The organism is Streptomyces sp. NPDC013187 (assembly GCF_042899705.1).
GTDB lineage: Bacteria > Actinomycetota > Actinomycetes > Streptomycetales > Streptomycetaceae > Streptomyces > Streptomyces hawaiiensis_A.
In genome coordinates this window covers 155,785-175,875 of the sequence record NZ_JBIBAF010000012.1, presented here as the reverse complement: position 1 = coordinate 175,875, position 20,091 = coordinate 155,785, and the positions used below count along the sequence as shown (strand labels likewise).

The window sequence follows — 20,091 nt, the reverse complement described above, 5'->3', positions numbered from 1 at the left end:
GGTCGGTTCGCATACTAAGCGGTCGCTTGCCCATGAGGGAACAGGTGCCGGGCAAATCCCGCACGGAGCGCTTGGGCCACGTGTCCTTCTCCCGCCCGGAGGTTGCCCGTGTGTCACGCGCCCTTCGGCCGCGCCCGCACGTGCATCCGCTCACCCTGCGGCCCGAACAGGCTGAGGAACTCCACCGGCCCCTCCCCCGTCGACCCGAACCAGTGCGGCACCCGGGTGTCGAATTCGGCGGCCTCCCCCGCCGTGAGCACCACGTCGTGCTCGCCCAGCACCAGGCGCAGCCTCCCGGACAGCACGTACAGCCACTCGTAGCCCTCGTGCGTCCGGGGATCCGGCTCCTGCCTGCGCTTCGGTTCGAGGACCTTGTAGGCCTGCAGGCCACCGGGCTGGCGGGTGAGCGGCCAGTGGGTGCGGCCGCCCATCACGATCGGTTTGGAGCGCACCCGCGGGTCACCGGCCGGCGGGGCCCCGACCAGTTCGTCCAGCGCCACCTGATGGGCGCGCGCGATGGGCAGCAGTAGTTCCAAACTGGGCTTACGCAGGCCGGACTCCAGCCGCGAGAGGGTGCTGACGGAGATGCCGGTGGTCTCGGAGAGCGCCGCCAGGGTCACCTCCCGGTCCTTGCGCATCTGCCGCAGCCGGGGGCCCACTCCCGCGAGTACCTCATCCGTCGTCATGGACGTATTGCAGGTTCGGCAAAGAGGTTTGTCAATCCCGCAGGGCCGGGGCGACGCTCGGCAGCGGAGGTGGTCACATGACCGAGAAGTACGCAGTGGTGGTCATCGGCGGGGGTGCGGCGGGCCTGGCCGCGGCGCTGGTGCTGGGGCGGGCCCGGCACCGCACGCTGGTGGTCGACGCGGGCGAGCCGCGCAACGCGCCCGCCGCGCACATGCAGGGCTACCTGACGCGGGACGGCATGCCGCCCGCCGAGTTCCTGGCGCTCGGCCGGGAGGAGATCGCGCGCTACGGCGTGGAGCTGGTGCGGGACCGGGTGGTGGATGTGGCGCGAGGTGAGGACCTCACCGGGGTGGAGGGTGAGGGCTTCACCGTGGCACAGGGTGAGGACTTCACCGTGGTGCTGGCCGGCGGCCGGACCGTGCGGGCCCGGCGGCTGGTCGTCGCGACCGGGCTGAAGGACGAGCTGCCCCCGGTCGCCGGGGTGGCCGAGCGGTTCGGCCGGGACGTGCTGCACTGCCCGTTCTGCCACGGCTGGGAGGTGCGCGACCAGCCGTTCGGGGTGCTGGCCACCGGTCCGGCGAGTGTGCACCAGGTCCTGATCGTGTCCCAGTGGTCGAAGGACGTGCGGTTCTTCCTGCACACGGTCGCCGAGGAGGAACTGTCCGACGAGGATCTGCGCCGGCTTGCCGCGGCCGGGGTGGAGGTGGTGCCCGGGGAGGTGGCGGAGTTGGTGATCGAGGACGACCGGCTCACCGGCGTCCGGCTCGCGGACGGCACGACGCATCCTCGCTCGGTGCTCTTCCTCGCGCCACGGGCCGTTCCGCAGACCGGCCTGCTGGAGCGGCTGGGCGCCGAGCTGCACGAGACGCCGTTCGGCGCGTATCCGGTGGTCGATCCCACCGGGCTGACGACCGTGCCGGGCGTGTGGGCCGCGGGCAACGCGATCGGCTTCGCCGAGCAGGTCGTGCACGCGGCGAGCGGCGGATACCGGGCGGCGTCGGCGATCGTCGGGGACCTGCTGATGACCGACCTGGACGCGGTCGCCCGGGCATAGAGCCATCGGCACGTCGCCGGGGGCCCGTGCGGTCGCCCCGCAGAGACATCGGAACGCCGCCGGGGCCCCCGTAGAAACATCAGCACGCCGCCGGGCGCCCCGTAGGAACATCGGCACGCCGCCGGGGGCCCGTAGGAACATCGGCACGTCGCCGGAGGCCCGTGCGGTCGCCCCGTAGAGGCGTCGGTGCCCCGCCAAGGCCCCCACCATCGCCCCCGGCACGACCGCCCAGGTGTAGAGGCCCCGCCTCCGGTGCACCATGGCTGCATGCTGCTGCACCGGCTGGCCCGAGTGTCCCAGGAGGTCGCCGCCACCTCGGCGCGGTCCCGCAAGACGGCCCTGCTCGCGGAGCTCTTCCGGGACGCGGAGGCGGAGGACGTGCCGATCGTCATCCCGTACCTGGCGGGACGGCTGCCGCAGGGTCGGATCGGCGTCGGCTGGAAGGTGCTGAGCCGCCCGGTCGACCCGGCGGCCGAGCCGGGCCTGACCGTGCGGGAGGTCGACGCCCGGCTGGCGGAACTCGCCAAGGTGTCCGGCCCCGGCTCCCAGGCGGAACGGACCCGGCTGGTCGGGGAGTTGATGGGCGCCGCCACCGAGGACGAGCAGCGGTTCCTGCTCGGGTTGCTCACCGGGGAGGTCCGGCAGGGCGCCCTGGACGCGGTGGCGGTGGAGGGGCTGGCGCAGGCGACCGGGACGCCGTCCGCGGACGTGCGGCGAGCCGTGATGCTCGCGGGTTCCCTCCAAGCGGTGGCGCAGGCCCTGCTCGCGGACGGCCCCACCGCCCTCGACCGGTTCCGTCTCACCGTCGGCCGTCCGGTCTGGCCGATGCTCGCGCACAGCGCCTCCTCGGTGGCCGAGGCGGTGGACAAGCTCGGCGCCTGCGCGGTCGAGGAGAAGCTGGACGGCATCCGCGTCCAGGTGCACCGGGACGGCGACACCGTGCGGCTCTACACCCGCACCCTCGACGACATCACCGACCGCCTGCCCGAAGTGACGGCCGCCGCGCTGGAGTTGCGGGGCGAGCGGTTCATCCTGGACGGCGAGGTGATCTCCTTCGACGAGGACGGGCGCCCCCGCTCGTTCCAGGAGACCGCCGGCCGGGTCGGCTCCCGCACGGACGTGGCGACGGCCGCCCGCGCGGTGCCGGTCTCCCCCGTGTTCTTCGACGCGCTGTCCGTCGACGGCCACGACCTGCTGGACCTGCCCTTCGCCGAGCGGCACGCCGAGCTGGCCCGGCTGGTGCCCGAGCCGATGCGGGTGCGGCGCACGCTGGTGTCCGGCCCGGACGACACGACCGCGGCGGAGGAGTTCCTCGCCGAGACGCTGGAGCGCGGCCACGAGGGCGTCGTCGCCAAGGCGCTCGACGCCCCCTACAGCGCGGGGCGGCGCGGCGCGTCCTGGCTGAAGGTCAAGCCCGTCCACACCCTCGACCTGGTCGTCCTGGCCGCCGAGTGGGGCCACGGCCGCCGCACCGGCAAGCTCTCCAACCTCCACCTCGGCGCCCGCACCGCCGACGGCGGCCTCGCCATGCTCGGCAAGACCTTCAAGGGCATGACCGACGCGATGCTGACCTGGCAGACCGAGCGGCTCCAGCAGCTCGCCGTCGAGACCGACGACTACGTGGTGACCGTCCGCCCGGAACTCGTCGTCGAGATCGCCTACGACGGACTGCAGCGCTCCACCCGCTACCCGGCCGGCGTCACCCTCCGCTTCGCCCGCGTGATCCGCTACCGGGAGGACAAGCGCCCCGAGGACGCCGACACGGTCGAGTCGCTGCTCGCCGCGCACCCGGAGGTGAAGCCGTGAAGCGCAGTGCCGGTCTGCTGCTCTTCCACCCAGCCGACGACGGCGTCGAGGTGCTGCTCGGCCATATGGGCGGCCCGTTCTTCGCCCGGCGCGACGCCGGGGCCTGGACCGTGATCAAGGGCGAGTACGAGCCGGACGAGCCCGCCTGGGAGGCCGCCCGCCGCGAGTTCCAGGAGGAACTGGGGCTGCCCCCGCCCGACGGGGAGGCCATCGACCTCGGCGAGGTCCGGCAGACCAACGGCAAGGTCGTCACGGCCTGGGCGGTCCGGGCGGACCTCGACCCGGCGACGATCACGCCCGGCACCTTCCGGATGGAGTGGCCGCCGAGGTCCGGACGGCTGGAGGAGTTCCCCGAACTGGACCGGGTGGCCTGGTTCGGCCTGGAAAGAGCCCGTGCCGTGATCGTCAAGGCGCAGGCGGCGTTTCTCGACCGGCTGGCGGAGCACTCGCCCTGAGGAGACACTCCCGCGTTGCGGTCCCCTCCGCCGCGCGGGAAGGTCGAGACACAGCCCGCTCCGAGGGAGGTCGGTCATGCCCATCGCAACGGTGAACCCGGCGAACGGCGAGACGCTCAAGACGTACGAGGCCATGGACGAGCAGGAGATCGAGCGCCGGCTCCAGCTCGCGGAGGCCACGTTCCGCACGTACCGGACGACGACCTTCGACGAGCGCGCCCGGCTGCTGCACCGGGCCGCCGACCTCCTCGAAGAGGACCAGCAGGACATCGCCCGCGTGATGACCACCGAGATGGGCAAGCCGATCCAGCAGGCCCGCGCCGAGGCGGCGAAGTGCGCCAAGGCGATGCGCTGGTACGCCGACCACGCCGAGGAACTGCTCGCCGACGAGGAGCCCGCCGACTCCGACGTGAAGGACTCCGGCGCCTCACGCGTACGGGTGCGCTACCGGCCGCTCGGCCCGGTGCTGGCGGTGATGCCGTGGAACTTCCCGCTCTGGCAGGTGGTCCGGTTCGCCGCGCCCGCGCTGATGGCGGGCAACGTGGGACTGCTGAAGCACGCCTCGAACGTCCCGCAGACCGCCCTCTACCTGGAGGACCTCTTCCACCGTGCGGGCTTCACGGAGGGCACCTTCCAGACCCTGCTGATCGGCTCCGCAGCGGTCGACGAGATCCTGCGTGACGAGCGGGTCAAGGCCGCCACACTCACCGGCAGCGAGCCCGCGGGCCGAGCGGTCGCCTCCACCGCCGGAGAAATGATCAAGAAGACGGTGCTGGAGCTGGGCGGCAGCGATCCGTTCGTCGTCATGCCGTCCGCCGACGTCGACCGGGCCGCCGAGGTGGCGGTGACCGCGCGGGTGCAGAACACCGGGCAGTCCTGCATCGCCGCGAAGCGGTTCATCGTGCACACGGACGTCTACGACGCCTTCGCCGAGCGGTTCGCCGAGGGCATGAAGGCGCTGAAGGTCGGCGACCCCATGGCCGACGACACCCAGGTGGGCCCGCTCTCCAGCGAGCAGGGACTGCGCGATCTGGAAGAGCTGGTCGACGACGCGGTGCGCAGCGGGGCCCAGGTGCTGTGCGGTGGCGAACGGCCGGACGGGCCTGGCTGGTACTACACGCCGACGATCCTGGCTGGCATCACCCGCGAGATGCGGATCCACCGGGAAGAGGCGTTCGGGCCCGTGGCGACGCTGTACCGGGCGGCCGACCTGGACGAGGCCGTGCTGATCGCGAACGACTCCCCGTTCGGACTGAGTTCGAACGTGTGGACGCGGGACGAGGGAGAGGTGGACCGGTTCGTACGTGACCTGGAGGCCGGCGGGGTGTTCTTCAACGGCATGACCGCGTCGCATCCGGCGTTCCCGTTCGGCGGTGTGAAGCGGTCCGGGTACGGACGTGAGCTGTCCGGGCACGGAATCCGCGAGTTCTGCAACATCACCACTGTTTGGCATGGTGCGTGAGTGTTGCGGGGCTACGATCCCGTCTGTGAACCGCGAAGTGACTCTGCCTCTGATCGTCGACGACCGCGGGACCCTGCAGGTGGCTGCGGCGGATGTCAGCAAGCTCTTGCGGACGGTGGGGGGTCGGTGGGTGCGGCTCGTGGAGGGCGGGGAGTCGGGGCTGGACGAGGACACGGTCGCCGAGTTGGCCATCGAGCTGGCCAAGCTGGCCGACCGGATCGACGTGGCCTGTATCGCGCACAGCAGTGGGACCGCCACCTGAGGGGTGCGGGCGCGTGGGGTGCTCGTGCGGTTTCCCCGCGCCCTCAAGGCACCTGACTCGACCGGGTGCGGAACACGGCGTCCCCGGTACGGAGTAGCTCCGCGCGAAGTCGGCGGACCGGCGGGTGATCGTGAGTGGACCACCCTTGCGGTGAACCACCTTCTGACCGGGGGGCGAAGAGCCTTCCGGGCGGCGAAAGCAGGCGCGGCTCATGGCGACTTTGTGCAGACCCTCGGTGTCCGTTCCAGAGCACGTGATCACGATGGAGGAGACCCTGGAGCTGGCGCGTGAGCGCCACGCCGGGCACCCCCAACTGCCGCTGGCCCTCCGGCTGATAGAGAACACCGGGGTGCGCACCCGGCACATCGTGCAGCCCGTCGAGGAGACGCTGAAGCACCCCGGGTTCGAGGAGCGCAACAAGCTCTACGAGGCCGAGGCGAAGGCCCGGGTGCCCGCGGTCGTCCAGCGGGCGCTCGACGACGCCGAACTGCTCGCCTGTGAAGTGGACCTGATCGTCTACGTGTCGTGCACGGGCTTCATGATGCCCTCGCTCACGGCCTGGCTGATCAACGAGATGGGTTTCGAGCCGACGACCCGGCAGCTGCCGATAGCCCAGCTCGGCTGTGCGGGCGGCGGCGCGGCCATCAACCGGGCTCACGACTTCTGCACGGCCTACCCGGAGGCCAACGCGTTGATCGTGGCGTGCGAGTTCTGCTCGCTGTGCTACCAGCCCACCGACATCGGGGTCGGCTCGCTGCTGTCGAACGGCTTGTTCGGTGACGGCATCGCCGCCGCCGCGGTCCGCGGCCGGGGCGGCGAGGGCGTCCGGCTGGAGCGCAACGGCTCGTATCTGATCCCCAAGACCGAGGGCTGGATCACGTACGACGTGAAGGCGACCGGCTTCCACTTCCTGCTGGACAGGCGGGTCCCTGCGACGATGGAGCCGCTCGCACCGGTGCTGAAGGACCTCGCCGGGGACCACGGGTGGGACGCCTCCGACCTGGACTTCTACATCGTCCACGCGGGCGGCCCCCGCATCCTCGACGACCTCAGCACCTTCCTGCACGTCGACCCGCACGCCTTCCGGTTCAGCCGGGCCACGCTCACCGAGTACGGCAACATCGCCAGCGCCGTCGTCCTCGACGCCCTGCGCCGGCTGTTCGACGAGGGCGGCCCCGAGCACCGGGCGCGCGGACTGCTCGCCGGCTTCGGGCCCGGCATCACCGCCGAGATGGCCCTGGGCCGCTGGCACGGCGGGGACGACGGGCCGCCGGCACAGTGCGGACGAGACGAGGTGACATGAGCGAAGAGACGATCGCCGAGGACCTGATCCCGGTCCCGGACCGGCCCGCGCCCTGCCCGGACGACGCCGACTCCGACCCGGGTGGTGACGCCACTCGCCTCCTGGACCCGGCGGCCCACACCCGGTCGCGCCGCGCGGTCGCCGCCGCGTTCACGGCGCAGAGGGTGGAGCGGGTGCGTGAGCGGTGCCGGCGCATGCTGGCGGAACTGGTCGACGAGCTGCTGCAGGACGGCCCGCCCGCCGATCTGACGGAGGCCGTGCTCAGCCCCTTCCCCAGTGCGGTGATGTGCGAGCTGATGGGCGTCCCGCCCGCCGACCGGCAGGGCATGCACGCCTGGACCCGGTTGATCGTGTCCTGCTCGCACGGCGCCGAGGCCGGAGAGAAGGCCCAGAGGGAGTTGGGCTCCTACTTCTCCGATCTCATCGGCCTGCGCGAGGGCAGCACCGGCGAGGACGTCAGCTCCCTGCTCGGGGCCGCCGTGGGCCGGGAGGAGGTGAGCCCGGACGAGGCGGTCTCCCTCGCGGTCCTCCTCCAGATCGGCGGCGAGGCGGTCACCGACCAGAGTGTCCGATTGTTCTCCGTCCTGCTGACCCGGCCCGACCTCGCCCAACGGCTGCGCGCGGAACCGGAGATCCGTCCCCGGGCCCTCGCCGAACTGCTGCGCCGACTCCCCCACCGCGACGCGGACGTCTTCCCCGGCCCGGGGGCGAGCCGACTCGGTCGCGGCCCGGACCCGCGGGTCTCCTTCGGCTGCGGCCCCCACCATTGGCCCGGTGGCTTGCCGGGCCGGATGGTGTCGGAGCTCCTGGTCGATGCGCTCCTCGACGGCGTACCGGGCCTTCGGCTCTCCGTGCCCGCCGACGAGCTGCCCCTCAGGACGGGCACCCGGCTCCGCGGGCCCGAGTCCCTGCCCGTGACCTGGTGATCCGGCGATGACGGCGACGGAAGGGCTGCTCGTCCCACCCGGCCACGGCCGGATCATGGAGACCCCCGCCCAGCGCGTCACCTTCAAAGTGACCGGCGCGCACTCCCGCACGGCATCCACCTTCGAGGTGGTCGTGCCCCCGGGCTTCGACGTCGGCGCCCATGTGCACAGCCGCAGCGAGGAGCTGTTCTACGTGCTCGAGGGCGAGCTGGACGTCCTCGCCTTCGAGCCGCGGATCCGCACACCCGACAACTGGCGGACGTGGGAGTCCACCTCGGGCAACCGGGTGGTGCGAGCGACGCCCGGGACGGTGATCGCCGTGCCCCCGGGATGCCCGCACGCGTTCGCCAACCCGACCGACACACCGGCGAAGGTGTTCTTCCAGGCGAGCCCGCCGCCCGACCACGAGCGGTACTTCGAGGAACTGCTGGAGATCCTCGGCGGCGGGGGCCCGCCGGACCAGGCGGCGATCGCGGACCTACGGGCGCGCTACGACATCGAGCAGCTGACGCCGCTCCGGCACCGCTCGTGATCAATACAGCTAGCGGATGGGCACGCCGGCGAGGGTCCGGGCGATGACCAGCCGCTGGATCTCGCTCGTGCCCTCGAAGATGGTGTAGATGGCCGCGTCCCGGTGCATCCGCTCCACCGGGTACTCCCGGGTGTAGCCGTTGCCACCGAGGATCTGGATCGCCTGGGCCGTGACCTTCTTGGCCGTCTCGCTCGCGAAGAGCTTGGACATCGAACCCTCGGCCGCCGTGAACGGCTTGCCGTTGATCGCCATCCAGGACGCGCGCCACACGAGCAGCCGGGCCGCGTCGATGGACGTCCGCATGTCGGCGAGCTGGAAGGCGACGCCCTGGTTGTCGATGATCGGCCGGCCGAACTGCTCGCGCGTCTTCGCGTAGTCGAGGGCGACCTCGTAGGCGGCGCGGGCCGTGCCGACGGCCATGGCGCCGACCGCCGGGCGTGAGGCCTCGAACGTGGCCATCGCCGCGTTCTTCACGCGCTCCCCGCCCTGCCGGGCCTTCTCCCGGGCGCGGGCGAGCCGCTCGTCGAGCTTCTCCTTGCCGCCGAGCAGGCAGGAGCCGGGAACGCGCACGTTGTCGAGGATGACCTCGGCGGTGTGCGAGGCGCGGATGCCGTGTTTCTTGAACTTCTGCCCCTGGGACAGACCCGGCGTCCCCGGCGGCACGATGAAGGAGGCGTGCCCCTTGGAGCCGAGCTCGGCGTCGACGACCGCGACGACGACATGGACGTTGGCGATGCCGCCGTTGGTCGCCCAGGTCTTGGTGCCGTTGAGCACCCACTCGTCCTTGGCCTCGTCGTACACGGCCCTGGTGCGCATGGAGGCCACGTCGGAACCGGCGTCGGGCTCGGAGGAGCAGAAGGCGGCGACCTTGACATCGTTGGCGTCGCCGTACATCTGCGGGATCCAGGTGCCGATCTGTTCCTCGGTGCCGTTGGCGAGGACGCCGACGGCGGCGAGGCCGGTGCCGACGATGGACAGGGCGATGCCCGCGTCGCCCCAGAACAGCTCCTCCATCGCCATGGGGATGCCGAGACCGGTCGGGTCGAAGTACTGCTGGGCGTAGAAGTCCAGGGAGTAGATGCCGACCTTGGCGGCCTCCTGGATGACCGGCCAGGGAGTCTCCTCACGCTCGTCCCATTCGGCGGCCGCGGGGCGGATCACATCGGCCGCGAAGCCGTGCAGCCAGTCCCGGACCTCCTTCTGTTCGTCGTTGAGCTCCATGGTGAACTCGGCCATGTCGTCCCCTCCAGCGGCACACGTGCATGTTACTTGCGGTAACACCAGTCTGTTACCGGCGGGTAGTCGAAGTCAACTCCTACCGACCGGTCGGCACCCGTTCGGTGTCGGGGGCACGCTTCAGTGTTAGTTTTCGCAGGCGTCATGGAAACAGCACGGGTGGGGAGAGACCATGGACACCACGCAGCGGACCGATCAGCAACGGTCCGCCGACCGCCGCCGGCGTGAGCTGCTGGAGGCCGCCGACCGGGTGGTGCTGCGCGACGGACCGCAGGCCTCGATGAACGCGATCGCGGCGGAGGCCGGCATCACCAAGCCGATTCTCTACCGGCACTTCGGCGACAAGGGCGGACTTTACGCGGCCCTTGCCATGCGGCACACGGACGCCCTGCTGGACTCGCTGCGGGCGGCGCTGGACGCGCCGGCGGACCGGCGGGAGCGGGTCGAGGCGACGCTGGACACGTACCTCACGGCGATCGAGGCGCGGCCCCAGGTGTACCGGTTCTTGATGCATCCGGCCGAGGGGAGCCAGCCGGGCGATTCGGGCTTCGACGTCGGCAAGCACAGTGCGCCGTTGCTGCGGCGGATGGGTGAGGAACTGGCGCAGGTCATCGAGGAGCGGCTGGATCTCGGGCCGGGCGGGCAGCAGCTGGCTCGCGTGTGGGGGCACGGGATCGTCGGCATGATGCATGCGGCCGGGGACTGGTGGCTGGGAGAACGGCCGTGTTCTCGTGCGGAGTTGGTGCGGAGTCTGGCTGATCTGTTGTGGGGGCGGCTCGCTGCTGCGGGGGATCGGGTGGGGGGTCCCGGGTTCTGACCCTCGCGAGTCGTGTGCGGGCCGGTGGGGGCTGGTCGCGCCCACGCGGCGGAGCCGCATATTGAACACAGCCCCGCGCCCCTCAGGAAGTCACACCACCCTGCGCCACGAAGACCTGGCCACCTGGCGCATCAGTCTGCGGTGGCGCCAGCCCGTGAGGTGGTCCGCATAGATGCGGCCCTCCAGGTGGTCGCACTCGTGTTGCAGGCAGCGGGCGAAGAAGCCCGTGCCGCGGACGGTGACGGGTTCTCCCGTCACCGTGAAGCCCTCGACGACCGCGTGGTCGTGGCGTTCCGTGCCCGCTTCCAGGCCCGGCAGGGACAGACAGCCCTCCGGGCCCCGGATCACCACGCCGTCCTTTTCGGTCAGGCGTGGATTGACCACATGGCCCACGTGACGGACGTCCTCGTCGTCCGGGCAGTCGTAGACGAAGACCCGCAGCGCCTCGCCGACCTGGTTGGCGGCGAGGCCGACGCCCTGGGCGGCGTACATCGTCGCGAACAAGTCCTCCACGAGGCGGGCCAGTTCGGGGCCGAAGTCGGTGACCTCCGCGCAGGGGGTGTGCAGCAGCGGATCGCCGTGCAGGGTGAGGGGTCTCACGCGGCCGTGGGCGCCGGGGATGGAGCTGGTTCGCATGACGGCCAGAGTAAGGTCCTGTCGGTCCGCGTCTCCCACACGAGTTCGCCACAGTGCCGCGGTTCGGGAGTGCGAAGGGATCTCGATAGGCTGAGGTCCACACCACGTGGCCGTCAGGCTTCAAGGCGCGGCGCGTACGCAAGGAGGATCGAGAACTGATGGCAGGCAACTCGGACCCGCTCTCGCCGCGGGCCAAGCTGGCCGTGACCGCGGGCAAGGCGGTCGCGGCGGCATCGCGCGCCGCAGGGCGCGGCAGCGGTTCGGTGATCGGCGGCCGGGTCGCGCTGAAACTCGACCCCGACCTCCTCGCCCGGCTCGCCCAGAACCTGGACGTGATCCTGGTCTCCGCGACGAACGGCAAGACCACCACCACCCGGCTCATCGCCGAGGCCCTGCGCGCGGCGGGACCGGTCGTCTCCAACGCGCTCGGCGCCAACATGCCGGCCGGCATCACCTCGGCCCTCGCCGGCAGCTCGGACGCCCGCTACGGCGTCATCGAGGTCGACGAGAAGTACCTCGCCGGCGTCGCCCGGGACACCGCCCCGAAGTGCATCGCCCTGCTCAACCTCTCGCGCGACCAGCTCGACCGTGCCGCCGAGACCCGCATGCTCGCCGAGAACTGGCGGGAGGGACTCGCGGGTTCCAAGGCCGTGGTCGTGGCCAACTGCGACGACCCGCTGGTGGTGTGGGCGGCGTCGTCCTCCCCCAACGTGATCTGGGTCGCCGCGGGGCAGATGTGGAAGGACGACGCCTGGTCCTGCCCGTCGTGCGGCGGCGTGATGCAGCGCCCCGGCGACGACTGGTTCTGCGGCGAGTGCGGCTTCCGCCGTCCGACGCCGAGCTGGGCGCTCTCCGGCGACCACGTGCTCGACCCGCACGGCTCGGCCTGGCCGATCCACCTCCAGCTGCCCGGCCGCGCCAACAAGGCCAACGCCGCCTCCTCAGCCGCCGTCGCCGCCGTGTTCGGGGTGCCGCCGCAGGTCGCACTGGAGCGCATGTACCAGGTGCAGGCGGTCGCCGGGCGCTACGACGTCGTCCAGTTCCAGGGCCGTGACCTGCGGCTGCTGCTCGCGAAGAACCCGGCCGGCTGGCTGGAGACGTTCTCCCTGATCGACCCGCCGCCCACCCCGGTCATCCTGTCGGTGAACGCGCGCTCCGCCGACGGCACCGACACCTCCTGGCTGTGGGACGTCGACTACTCGCGCCTGACCGGCCACCCGATCTGCGTCGTCGGCGACCGGCGGCTGGACCTGGCGGTGCGTCTGGAGGTCGCCGACCAGCACTTCCAGGTCTACGAGAACCTCGACCAGGCAGTGGCGGCGTGCCCACCGGGCCGGATCGAGGTCATCGCCAACTACACGGCGTTCCAGGACCTGCGCCGCCGCGTCGGCAACTGAGCACGAGACGTCAGGGGACTTTTGTGAGCGACAACCAACTGCGCATCGTCTGGATCTATCCCGACCTGCTCAGCACTTACGGCGACCAGGGCAACGTCCTCGTCGTGGAGCGCCGCGCCCAGCAGCGCCGCCTGGACGTGGCCCGGCTGGACGTGCGCAGCGACCAGCCGATCCCGACCTCCGGCGACATCTACCTGATCGGCGGCGGTGAGGACCGGCCGCAGCGGCTCGCCGCCGAGCGGCTGCGCCGGGACGGCGGCCTGACCCGGGCCGTGGAGAACGGCGCGATCGTGTTCTCCGTGTGCGCCGGCTACCAGATCCTCGGCCACGAGTTCATCAACGACCTCGGCCAGCGCGAGCCCGGCCTCGGGCTGCTGGACGTGGTGTCCACGCGCGGCGAGGGTGCCCGCTGTGTCGGTGACGTGCTGGGCGACGTCGACCAGCGTCTCGGCCTGCCCCCGCTGACCGGCTTCGAGAACCACCAGGGCGTCACCCACCTCGGCCCCACCGCCCGCCCCCTCGCCCAGGTGCGGTTCGGCAACGGCAACGGCACGGGCGACGGCACGGAGGGCGCGTACAACGACACCGTCTTCGGCACGTACATGCACGGGCCGGTGCTCGCGCGCAACCCGCTGATCGCGGACCTGCTGCTGAAGCTGGCCCTGGACGTCAACGCGCTGCCGCCGACCGACGACCGCTGGTACGAGGCGCTGCGCAACGAGCGGATCGCCGCTGCTCAGCAGCCCGCCTAGGCACAGCACCGCAGCGTGCCCGAGGTACGCGTCAACCTGCTGGTCAACAGCCCGTATGACGGCCCATCCGCACAGGTGAGCGGGGTCGTCCAGCAGGCGGACGCGTGCTTCGGTCCGGCCCTTCGATGCCGCTAGGGTGGCGGGGATTCCAGCCGGACAACGTGGTCCGGTCCCCGGCCCACGTTGAGAAGGTATTCGGGCTATGCGCATTGGTGTCCTCACGTCCGGCGGCGACTGCCCCGGCCTGAACGCCGTCATCCGGTCCGTCGTGCACCGCGCCGTCGTCGACCACGGCGACGAGGTCATCGGCTTCCGGGACGGCTGGAAGGGCCTCCTGGAGTGCGACTACCTCAAGCTCGACCTCGACGCGGTGGGTGGCATCCTCGCCCGCGGCGGCACCATTCTCGGGTCCTCCCGGGTCCAGCCCTCCCATCTGCGGGACGGTGTGGAGCGGGCCAGGGGCCATGTCGAGGAGCTCGGCCTCGACGCGATCATCCCCATCGGCGGTGAGGGCACGCTCAAGGCCGCGCGCCTGATGTCGGACAGCGGTCTGCCCGTCGTGGGTGTGCCGAAGACCATCGACAACGACATCGCGGTCACGGACGTCACCTTCGGCTTCGACACGGCCGTGGGCGTGGCGACCGAGGCCCTGGACCGGCTGAAGACCACCGCCGAGTCCCACCAGCGGGTCCTGGTGGTCGAGGTCATGGGCCGGCACACCGGCTGGATCGCGCTGCACTCCGGTATGGCGGCCGGTGCTCACGCCATCGTCGTGCCCGAGCGGCCCTTCGACATAGAGGAACTGACCAGGCGCGTCGGCGAGCGGTTCGAGGCGGGCAAGCGGTTCGCGATCGTCGTGGCGGCGGAAGGGGCGAAGCCCCGGGCCGGGAGCATGGAGTTCGACGAGGGCGGCAAGGACATCTACGGGCACGAGCGGTTCGCCGGGATCGCCCGGCAGCTGTCCGTGGAGCTGGAGGGGCGCCTCGGGAAGGAGGCCCGCCCGGTGATCCTCGGACACGTGCAGCGGGGCGGTACGCCGACCGCCTACGACCGGGTACTGGCCACGCGGTTCGGGTGGCATGCGGTGGAGGCGGTGCACCGGGGTGAGTTCGGGCAGATGACGGCGCTGCGGGGGACCGACATCGTGATGGTGTCGCTCGCGGAGGCCGTGGAGACGCTGAAGACCGTTCCCGACGACCGGTACGACGAGGCGGAGACCGTTCTCTGAGGTTGCTGTAGTCGGCCGGGTGCGGGCCGTTCGTGGCTTGTCGCGCAGTTCCCCGCGCCCCTGAGGCGTCGTACTGCCCCCGGTCGTAACGGTGACCGGGGGCGGTTCTACTCTTGTGGGCGGACAGATGGCTGCACACCCCCACGAAACAGGAGCCGGCGGAATGGATCACAGCGGGCACGGCATGACCATGGATCTGCCGCCGTTCACGCTGGGACGAGGGCTGGAGTGGTCGACTGACCCGTTCTTCCTCGTCGCCTGCCTGGCCGGGCTGGCCCTGTACGGGTGGGGTGTCGTGCGGCTGGTCCGGCGCGGGGACAAGTGGCCCGTGGGGCGGACCGTCGCCTTCACCCTCGGCGTGCTCAGCATCGTGCTCATGATGTGCACCGGGCTGAACGACTACGGCATGGTCATGTTCAGCGTGCACATGGTGCAGCACATGGTCATCAGCATGGTCTCGCCCATCCTCATCCTGCTCGGTGCGCCGATCACGCTGGCGCTGCGGGCGCTGCCCACGGCGGGGCGGGGCCGCAAGGGGCCGCGTGAGCTGCTGCTGATGTTCCTGCACAGCCGATACATGCGGATCATCACGCACCCGGCGTTCACGATCCCGCTGTTCATCGCGAGCCTGTACGGGCTGTACTTCACCCCGATCTTCGACACTCTGATGGGTTCCAAGGCGGGTCACATCGCGATGATGGTGCACTTCCTCGCCGTCGGCCTGGTGTTCTTCTGGCCGATCATGGGCGTGGACCCGGGCCCGCACCGCCCGGGGTACCTGATGCGGATGCTGGAGCTGTTCGCGGGCATGCCGTTCCACGCGTTCTTCGGGATCGCGTTGATGATGGCGTCCGAGCCGATGGTCGAGACGTTCAAGAACCCGCCCGCATCGCTCGGCATCGAGGCGCTGTCCGACCAGAACGCGGCGGGCGGCATCGCCTGGGCGTTCAGCGAGATCCCCTCCGTGCTGGTGCTGGTGGCCCTGCTGTTCCAGTGGTACGCCTCGGACCAGCGGCAGGCCAGGCGCACGGACCGGGCCGCAGAGCGCGACGGGGACAAGGAACTGGAGGCGTACAACGCCTATCTGGCCTCGCTGAACACGCAGGGGCGCTGAAGACCTCTTCGGTACGGGCCGTGCGCGCCGGGCGTCCGCCGGGCACCATGGAGGGACCGAACCATGAGGAGGGTGTTGCGATGCCCGGTTCCACGAACGGTTCCAACTCGACGAAGACCATGGGAGCGCTCACGCTGGGCGGGCTGGTCGTGGTGACGGCCTACACGGTGGCGCTCGGGAGCAACGGCTGGCTGTGGTTCGGCTGGGTCGTCCTGGGCCTGATCACGCTGGGACTGGTGGTCACCACGCGCAGCACCTGACGGCTCACCGCCCGGTCAGCCGCTGGGGCGGCTCCGTCCCCGCACAGCCGGTGGGGCGGCTCACTCCCGGGGCAACCGGCCCGCTGAGTGCACCCCCGGCTGGTACTTCGGGAGCCGGACGGTGATCTTCATGCCGGCTCCCGCGGCGGTTTCGATGACGAGCCCGTAGTCGTCGCCGTAGACCTGGCGGAGCCGGTCGTCAACGTTGGAGAGGCCGATGCCGCCCGAAGGGCTGACCTCGCGGGCGAGGATGCGGCGGAGCAGGCCGGGGTCCATGCCGGCCCCGTCGTCCTCGATGACCACGAGGGCCTCGGCGCTCGCGTCCTGTGCGGTGATCTGGATGTGGCACTTGCCCGAGGACGGGGCCTTGCCCTCCAGGCCGTGCTTGACGGCGTTCTCGACGAGCGGCTGAAGACAGAGGAACGGCAGGGTCACCGGCAGCACCTCCGGCGCTATCTGGAGGGTGACGGAGAGGCGTTCGCCGAAGCGTGCCCGCACCAGCGCCAGGTAGTGGTCGATGGCGTGGAGCTCCTCGGCGAGGGTGGTGAAATCGCCGTGCCTCCTGAACGAGTAGCGGGTGAAGTCGGCGAACTCGAGGAGCAGCTCACGGGCGCGCTCGGGGTCGGTGCGGACGAACGAGGCGATCACCGCGAGGGAGTTGAAGATGAAGTGCGGGGAGATCTGGGCCCGCAGCGCCTTGATCTCGGCCTCGATGAGGCGGGTGCGGGACTGGTCGAGATCGGCCAGTTCCAGCTGGACCGAGACCCAGCGGGCGACCTCGCCGGCGGCCCGGACGAGCACCGCCGACTCACGCGGCGCGCAGGCCACGAGGGCGCCGTGCACCCGGTCGTCGACGGTGAGCGGGGCGACGACCGCCCAGCGCACCGAGCAGTCGAGCCTGTCGCAGGTGAGCCGGAAGGCCTCGCCCCGGCCGGTTTCCAGGGCGCCCGCGAGACGCTCCATGATCTCGGTGCGGTGGTGGGAGCCGTCGCCGTCCCAGACCAGGACCTGCCCCCGGTCGGTGAGGCAGAGAGCGTCCGTACCCAGCAGCGAGCGGAGTTTGCGGGCGGACTTGCGGGCGGTCTCCTCCGTCAGGCCGGCCCGCAGCGGGGGCGCGGCGAGGGAGGCCGTGTGCAGGGTCTCGAAGGTGGCGTGCTCGACGGGGGTGCCGAGGCCGGCGAGGCTCTTGGCCCGTGCGGTGCGGCGGCCGAGCCAGACCCCGAGGGCCAGCACCGGGAGCACGGCGACGCACACACCGGCCAGGAACCCGCTCATGCCGTCGCCTCCGTGCGCAGTTCCTCGGGCAGGTGGAACCGGGCCAGGACCGCCGCCGTGCCGGGCGGGACCCGGCCGGGGGTGGCCAGGGACACCAGGATCATCGTGAGGAAGCCCAGGGGCACCGACCACAGCGCGGGCCAGGCCAGCAGGGCGTGCAGGGCGGCGCCCTCGCCCGGGTAGCCCGCCATGGTCGCGGCGACGGCGAGCAGGGCGGAACCGCCACCGACCAGCATCCCGGCGGCGGCTCCGGGCGGGGTGAGCCGCCGCCACCAGATGCCGAGGACGAGCAGCGGGCAGAACGAGGACGCCGAGACGGCGAAGGCCAGCCCGACGGCGTCGGCGACCGGCAACCCGCCGACCAGGACGCTTGCCGCGAGGGGCACGGCCATGGCGAGGACCGTCCCGAGGCGGAAGTGCCGTACGCCCCGGGACGGCAGGACGTCCTGGGTGAGGACGCCGGCGACCGCCATGGTCAGACCCGAGGCGGTGGAGAGGAACGCGGCGAAGGCGCCCCCGGCGACCAGCGCGCCCAGCAGGTCGCCGCCCACTCCCCCGATCATGCGGTCGGGCAGCAGGAGGACGGCGGCGTCCGGGTCGCCGCTGAGCGTGAGTTCGGGGGCGTATAGGCGGCCGAGGGCGCCGTAGACGGGGGGCAGGAGGTAGAAGGCGCCGATCAGGCCGAGGACGGCGACGGTGGTGCGGCGGGCGGCGACGCCGTGCGGGCTGGTGTAGAAGCGGACCACGACGTGCGGCAGGCCCATGGTGCCGAGGAACGTGGCGAGGATCAGTCCGTACGTGGCGTACAGCGGGCGTTCCTCTCGGCTCTCGGCCTGCGACGGGGACAGGTCGCCGCCGCCGCGCTCGGCCTCCGGGACGGGGGCGCCTCGGGCGAAGGTGAGCCGGGTGCCGCGCTCGATGTGGTGGCTGCCGGCGGCGAGTTCCAGGCGCGTGCCGGTGTGGGTACGGCCGTCGACGGTCCCGGTCACCGTGACACTCAGGGGCCGGTCCAGTCTCAGGTCGATCGAGTCGTCGACGCGCACGACGCGCTGCTCGCGGAAGGTGGCCGGTTCGTCGAAGGCGTGCCGGGGTGCTCCGTCGCTCTGCCAGGTGAGGACCAGGAACAGGGCGGGGACGAGCAGGGCGGTGAGTTTCAGCCAGTACTGGAAGGCCTGGACGAAGGTGATGCTGCGCATGCCGCCGGCGGCGACGGTGGCGGTCACGACGACGGCGACGATCACTCCGCCGAGCCAGTCGGGCGCCCCGGTCAGCACGGTCAGGGTCAGTCCGGCGCCCTGGAGCTGGGGCAGCAGGTACAGCCAGCCGACCCCGACGACGAAGGCGCCTGCGAGCCTCCGCACGGCCTGGGAGGCGAGGCGCGCCTCGGCGAAGTCGGGGAGGGTGTAGGCGCCGGAGCGGCGCAGCGGGGCGGCGACGAAGAGCAGCAGGACCAGGTAGCCGGCGGTGTAGCCGACCGGGTACCAGAGCATGTCGGGGCCCTGGACGAGGACGAGGCCCGCTATGCCGAGGAAGGAGGCGGCGGAGAGGTATTCGCCGCTGATGGCGGCGGCGTTGAGGCGGGGGCCGACGGTGCGGGAGGCGACGTAGAAGTCTGAGGTGGTGCGGGAGATGCGCAGGCCGAAGGCGCCGACGAGGACGGTCGCGACGACGACGAGGGCGACGGCGGGGACGGCGTAGCTGGAGTTCATCGGAGGCCGGAGTTCATCGGTGGGACTTCAGCGGTCTTCGACGAGGCGTACGAAGTCGCGTTCGTTGCGCTCGGCGCGGCTGACGTACCAGCGGGCGAGCAGCACCAGCGGGACGTAGAGCCCGAAGCCGAGGACGGCCCACTCCAGGCGGCGGGCGTCGGGCATCGCCGCGAAGAGCAGCGGCAGGGGGCCGACGAGCAGGCCGAGGACCGTGAACACGGCGAGGGCGGCGCGCAGTTGGGTGCGCATCAGGGAGCGGACGTAGGTGTGACCGAGGGTGGTCTGCTCGTCGATCTCGGTGCGCGGACGGTATCGGCCGGAGGAGGCCTGGGGGTACCGCCCGCGCGAGCGGAGCCGGGCGTGGGGAAGGGTCTGGCGCGGCGGGCCGGTCACGACGACGCGGCGTTCGGTGGGGTCCTGGGGCACCGTCACGGCCTCCGCATGAGCAGGTCGCGCAGTTCGCGCGTGTGGCGCCGGCTGACCTGGAGTTCCTCTGAGCCGACGAGGACGCTGACGGTGCCCGCGTCGAGGCGGAGTTCGCCGATGTGGCGCAGGGCGACGAGGTGGCGGCGGTGGATGCGGACGAAGCCGCGGGTGCGCCAGCGCTCCTCCAGGGTGGACAGCGGGATGCGCACCAGGTGGCTGCCCTTGTCGGTGTGCAGACGGGCGTAGTCGCCCTGGGCTTCGACGTGGGTGATGTCGTCGACGGCGACGAAGCGGGTCACGCCGCCGAGTTCGACGGATATGTGGTCCGGGTCGGGTTCGTGCACGGGGATGCGCGGGGCGGCACCGTGCAGTTCGGCGGCCCGGCGGACGGCCTCGGCGAGGCGTTCCTTGCGGACCGGTTTGAGGACGTAGTCGACGGCCTTGAGGTCGAAGGCCTGCACGGCGAAGTCCTCGTGGGCGGTGACGAACACGACCAGCGGCGGCCGGGCGAACCCGGTGAGCAGCCGGGCGAGGTCGAGACCGTCGAGGCCGGGCATCTGGATGTCGAGGAAGACTACGTCGATGGCCTCGGGCCCGTCCGGGCCGGACTCCAGGGCGCGGTTCATGCGGCGCAGCGCCTCGGTCGCGTCGCCGGCGCCCTCCGCGCTGCCGATGCGGGGGTCGGCGTGCAGGAGGTAGAGCAGCTCCTCCAGGGAGGGGCGTTCGTCGTCGACAGCCAGGGCGCGCAGCATGA

Annotated in this window: 20 protein-coding genes and 1 pseudogene; 14 read left to right on the top strand and 7 right to left on the bottom strand. The window is 71.6% G+C overall.

Translation table 11 applies throughout. The features are described 5' to 3' along the window. Positions 1–113: 113 nt before the first annotated feature. Positions 114–686 (bottom strand): helix-turn-helix domain-containing protein, encoded by a 573-nt coding sequence (locus tag ACFY5B_RS26105; protein WP_389973195.1) that lies wholly within the window; start codon positions 684–686, stop codon positions 114–116. A gap of 77 nt (positions 687–763) precedes the next feature. Between ACFY5B_RS26105 and ACFY5B_RS26100 the strand changes: the two genes are divergently transcribed. The 8 genes and pseudogenes from ACFY5B_RS26100 (at position 764) to ACFY5B_RS26065 (ending at position 8,487) form a co-directional block, all read left to right on the top strand. Further along, positions 764–1,741, top strand: coding sequence for an NAD(P)/FAD-dependent oxidoreductase (locus tag ACFY5B_RS26100; RefSeq protein ID WP_389973192.1), 978 nt, complete (start codon positions 764–766; stop codon positions 1,739–1,741). Positions 1,742–2,008: 267 nt separating this feature from the next. Continuing rightward, entirely contained in the window at positions 2,009–3,547 is a 1,539-nt protein-coding gene (locus ACFY5B_RS26095; protein WP_389973190.1) for an ATP-dependent DNA ligase, read from the top strand. After that, a complete protein-coding gene (locus tag ACFY5B_RS26090) occupies positions 3,544–4,002 on the top strand; it encodes an NUDIX domain-containing protein (RefSeq protein ID WP_389973187.1) in 459 nt (152 codons plus the stop codon). The genes ACFY5B_RS26095 and ACFY5B_RS26090 overlap by 4 nt, the downstream gene beginning before the upstream one ends. A 76-nt stretch (positions 4,003–4,078) precedes the next feature. Next, complete coding sequence (locus tag ACFY5B_RS26085; protein ID WP_389973184.1) at positions 4,079–5,464, top strand: NADP-dependent succinic semialdehyde dehydrogenase; 1,386 nt, start codon at positions 4,079–4,081, stop codon at positions 5,462–5,464. Positions 5,465–5,489: 25 nt separating this feature from the next. Continuing rightward, positions 5,490–5,726: a DUF6213 family protein gene (locus ACFY5B_RS26080; protein WP_033307522.1), complete on the top strand. Its 237-nt coding sequence runs from the start codon at positions 5,490–5,492 to the stop codon at positions 5,724–5,726. A gap of 205 nt (positions 5,727–5,931) precedes the next feature. Then, positions 5,932–7,029 (top strand): annotated as a pseudogene (locus ACFY5B_RS26075) (type III polyketide synthase); the annotation flags it as partial. Further along, entirely contained in the window at positions 7,026–7,955 is a 930-nt protein-coding gene (locus ACFY5B_RS26070; protein ID WP_389973181.1) for a cytochrome P450, read from the top strand. The pseudogene ACFY5B_RS26075 and the gene ACFY5B_RS26070, both read left to right, overlap by 4 nt. A gap of 7 nt (positions 7,956–7,962) precedes the next feature. Beyond that, positions 7,963–8,487, top strand: a complete 525-nt coding sequence (locus tag ACFY5B_RS26065) for a cupin domain-containing protein (protein ID WP_389973178.1) — start codon at positions 7,963–7,965, stop codon at positions 8,485–8,487. Positions 8,488–8,496: 9 nt separating this feature from the next. On the opposite strand, the gene ACFY5B_RS26060 is transcribed toward ACFY5B_RS26065, so the two are convergent. Continuing rightward, entirely contained in the window at positions 8,497–9,723 is a 1,227-nt protein-coding gene (locus ACFY5B_RS26060; RefSeq protein ID WP_389973175.1) for an acyl-CoA dehydrogenase family protein, read from the bottom strand. Positions 9,724–9,895: 172 nt separating this feature from the next. Between ACFY5B_RS26060 and ACFY5B_RS26055 the strand changes: the two genes are divergently transcribed. Next, positions 9,896–10,540 (top strand): TetR family transcriptional regulator, encoded by a 645-nt coding sequence (locus ACFY5B_RS26055; protein ID WP_389973172.1) that lies wholly within the window; start codon positions 9,896–9,898, stop codon positions 10,538–10,540. A 90-nt stretch (positions 10,541–10,630) separates the two neighbouring features. Here ACFY5B_RS26055 and def read toward each other — a convergent pair whose 3' ends face one another. Next, complete coding sequence (gene def, locus ACFY5B_RS26050) at positions 10,631–11,176, bottom strand: peptide deformylase (protein WP_389973169.1); 546 nt, start codon at positions 11,174–11,176, stop codon at positions 10,631–10,633. Between the two features lie 158 nt (positions 11,177–11,334). Here def and ACFY5B_RS26045 point away from each other — a divergent pair, with 158 nt between their 5' ends. The 5 genes from ACFY5B_RS26045 (at position 11,335) to ACFY5B_RS26025 (ending at position 15,927) form a co-directional block, all read left to right on the top strand. Further along, positions 11,335–12,573, top strand: a complete 1,239-nt coding sequence (locus ACFY5B_RS26045; RefSeq protein ID WP_033307230.1) for a MurT ligase domain-containing protein — start codon at positions 11,335–11,337, stop codon at positions 12,571–12,573. A gap of 23 nt (positions 12,574–12,596) precedes the next feature. After that, the gene (locus ACFY5B_RS26040; RefSeq protein WP_062925531.1) at positions 12,597–13,325 is read left to right on the top strand and encodes a type 1 glutamine amidotransferase; all 729 of its coding nucleotides are present in this window, start codon (positions 12,597–12,599) and stop codon (positions 13,323–13,325) included. 202 nt (positions 13,326–13,527) lie between these two features. Continuing rightward, positions 13,528–14,553 carry a 6-phosphofructokinase gene (locus ACFY5B_RS26035; protein WP_389973165.1) on the top strand — a complete coding sequence of 342 codons (1,026 nt, stop codon included), beginning with the start codon at positions 13,528–13,530 and terminating at the stop codon, positions 14,551–14,553. Positions 14,554–14,716: 163 nt separating this feature from the next. Further along, positions 14,717–15,667: a cytochrome c oxidase assembly protein gene (locus tag ACFY5B_RS26030; protein ID WP_389973162.1), complete on the top strand. Its 951-nt coding sequence runs from the start codon at positions 14,717–14,719 to the stop codon at positions 15,665–15,667. A gap of 80 nt (positions 15,668–15,747) precedes the next feature. Further along, on the top strand, positions 15,748–15,927 hold the full coding sequence (locus ACFY5B_RS26025) for a hypothetical protein (RefSeq protein ID WP_030835374.1): 180 nt from the start codon (positions 15,748–15,750) through the stop codon (positions 15,925–15,927). Between the two features lie 60 nt (positions 15,928–15,987). On the opposite strand, the gene ACFY5B_RS26020 is transcribed toward ACFY5B_RS26025, so the two are convergent. From ACFY5B_RS26020 to ACFY5B_RS26005, 4 genes are read right to left on the bottom strand one after another with little or no spacing between them, the layout of a single operon-like run. Next, a complete protein-coding gene (locus ACFY5B_RS26020; protein ID WP_389973158.1) occupies positions 15,988–17,202 on the bottom strand; it encodes a sensor histidine kinase in 1,215 nt (404 codons plus the stop codon). Beyond that, on the bottom strand, positions 17,199–18,911 hold the full coding sequence (locus ACFY5B_RS26015; protein WP_389973156.1) for a cation acetate symporter: 1,713 nt from the start codon (positions 18,909–18,911) through the stop codon (positions 17,199–17,201). Before ACFY5B_RS26015 ends, ACFY5B_RS26020 begins: the two co-directional genes overlap by 4 nt. A gap of 27 nt (positions 18,912–18,938) precedes the next feature. Beyond that, positions 18,939–19,337, bottom strand: a complete 399-nt coding sequence (locus ACFY5B_RS26010) for a hypothetical protein (RefSeq protein ID WP_389973456.1) — start codon at positions 19,335–19,337, stop codon at positions 18,939–18,941. Between the two features lie 2 nt (positions 19,338–19,339). Beyond that, positions 19,340–20,089 carry a LytR/AlgR family response regulator transcription factor gene (locus ACFY5B_RS26005; RefSeq protein WP_389973153.1) on the bottom strand — a complete coding sequence of 250 codons (750 nt, stop codon included), beginning with the start codon at positions 20,087–20,089 and terminating at the stop codon, positions 19,340–19,342. Positions 20,090–20,091: the final 2 nt, after the last annotated feature.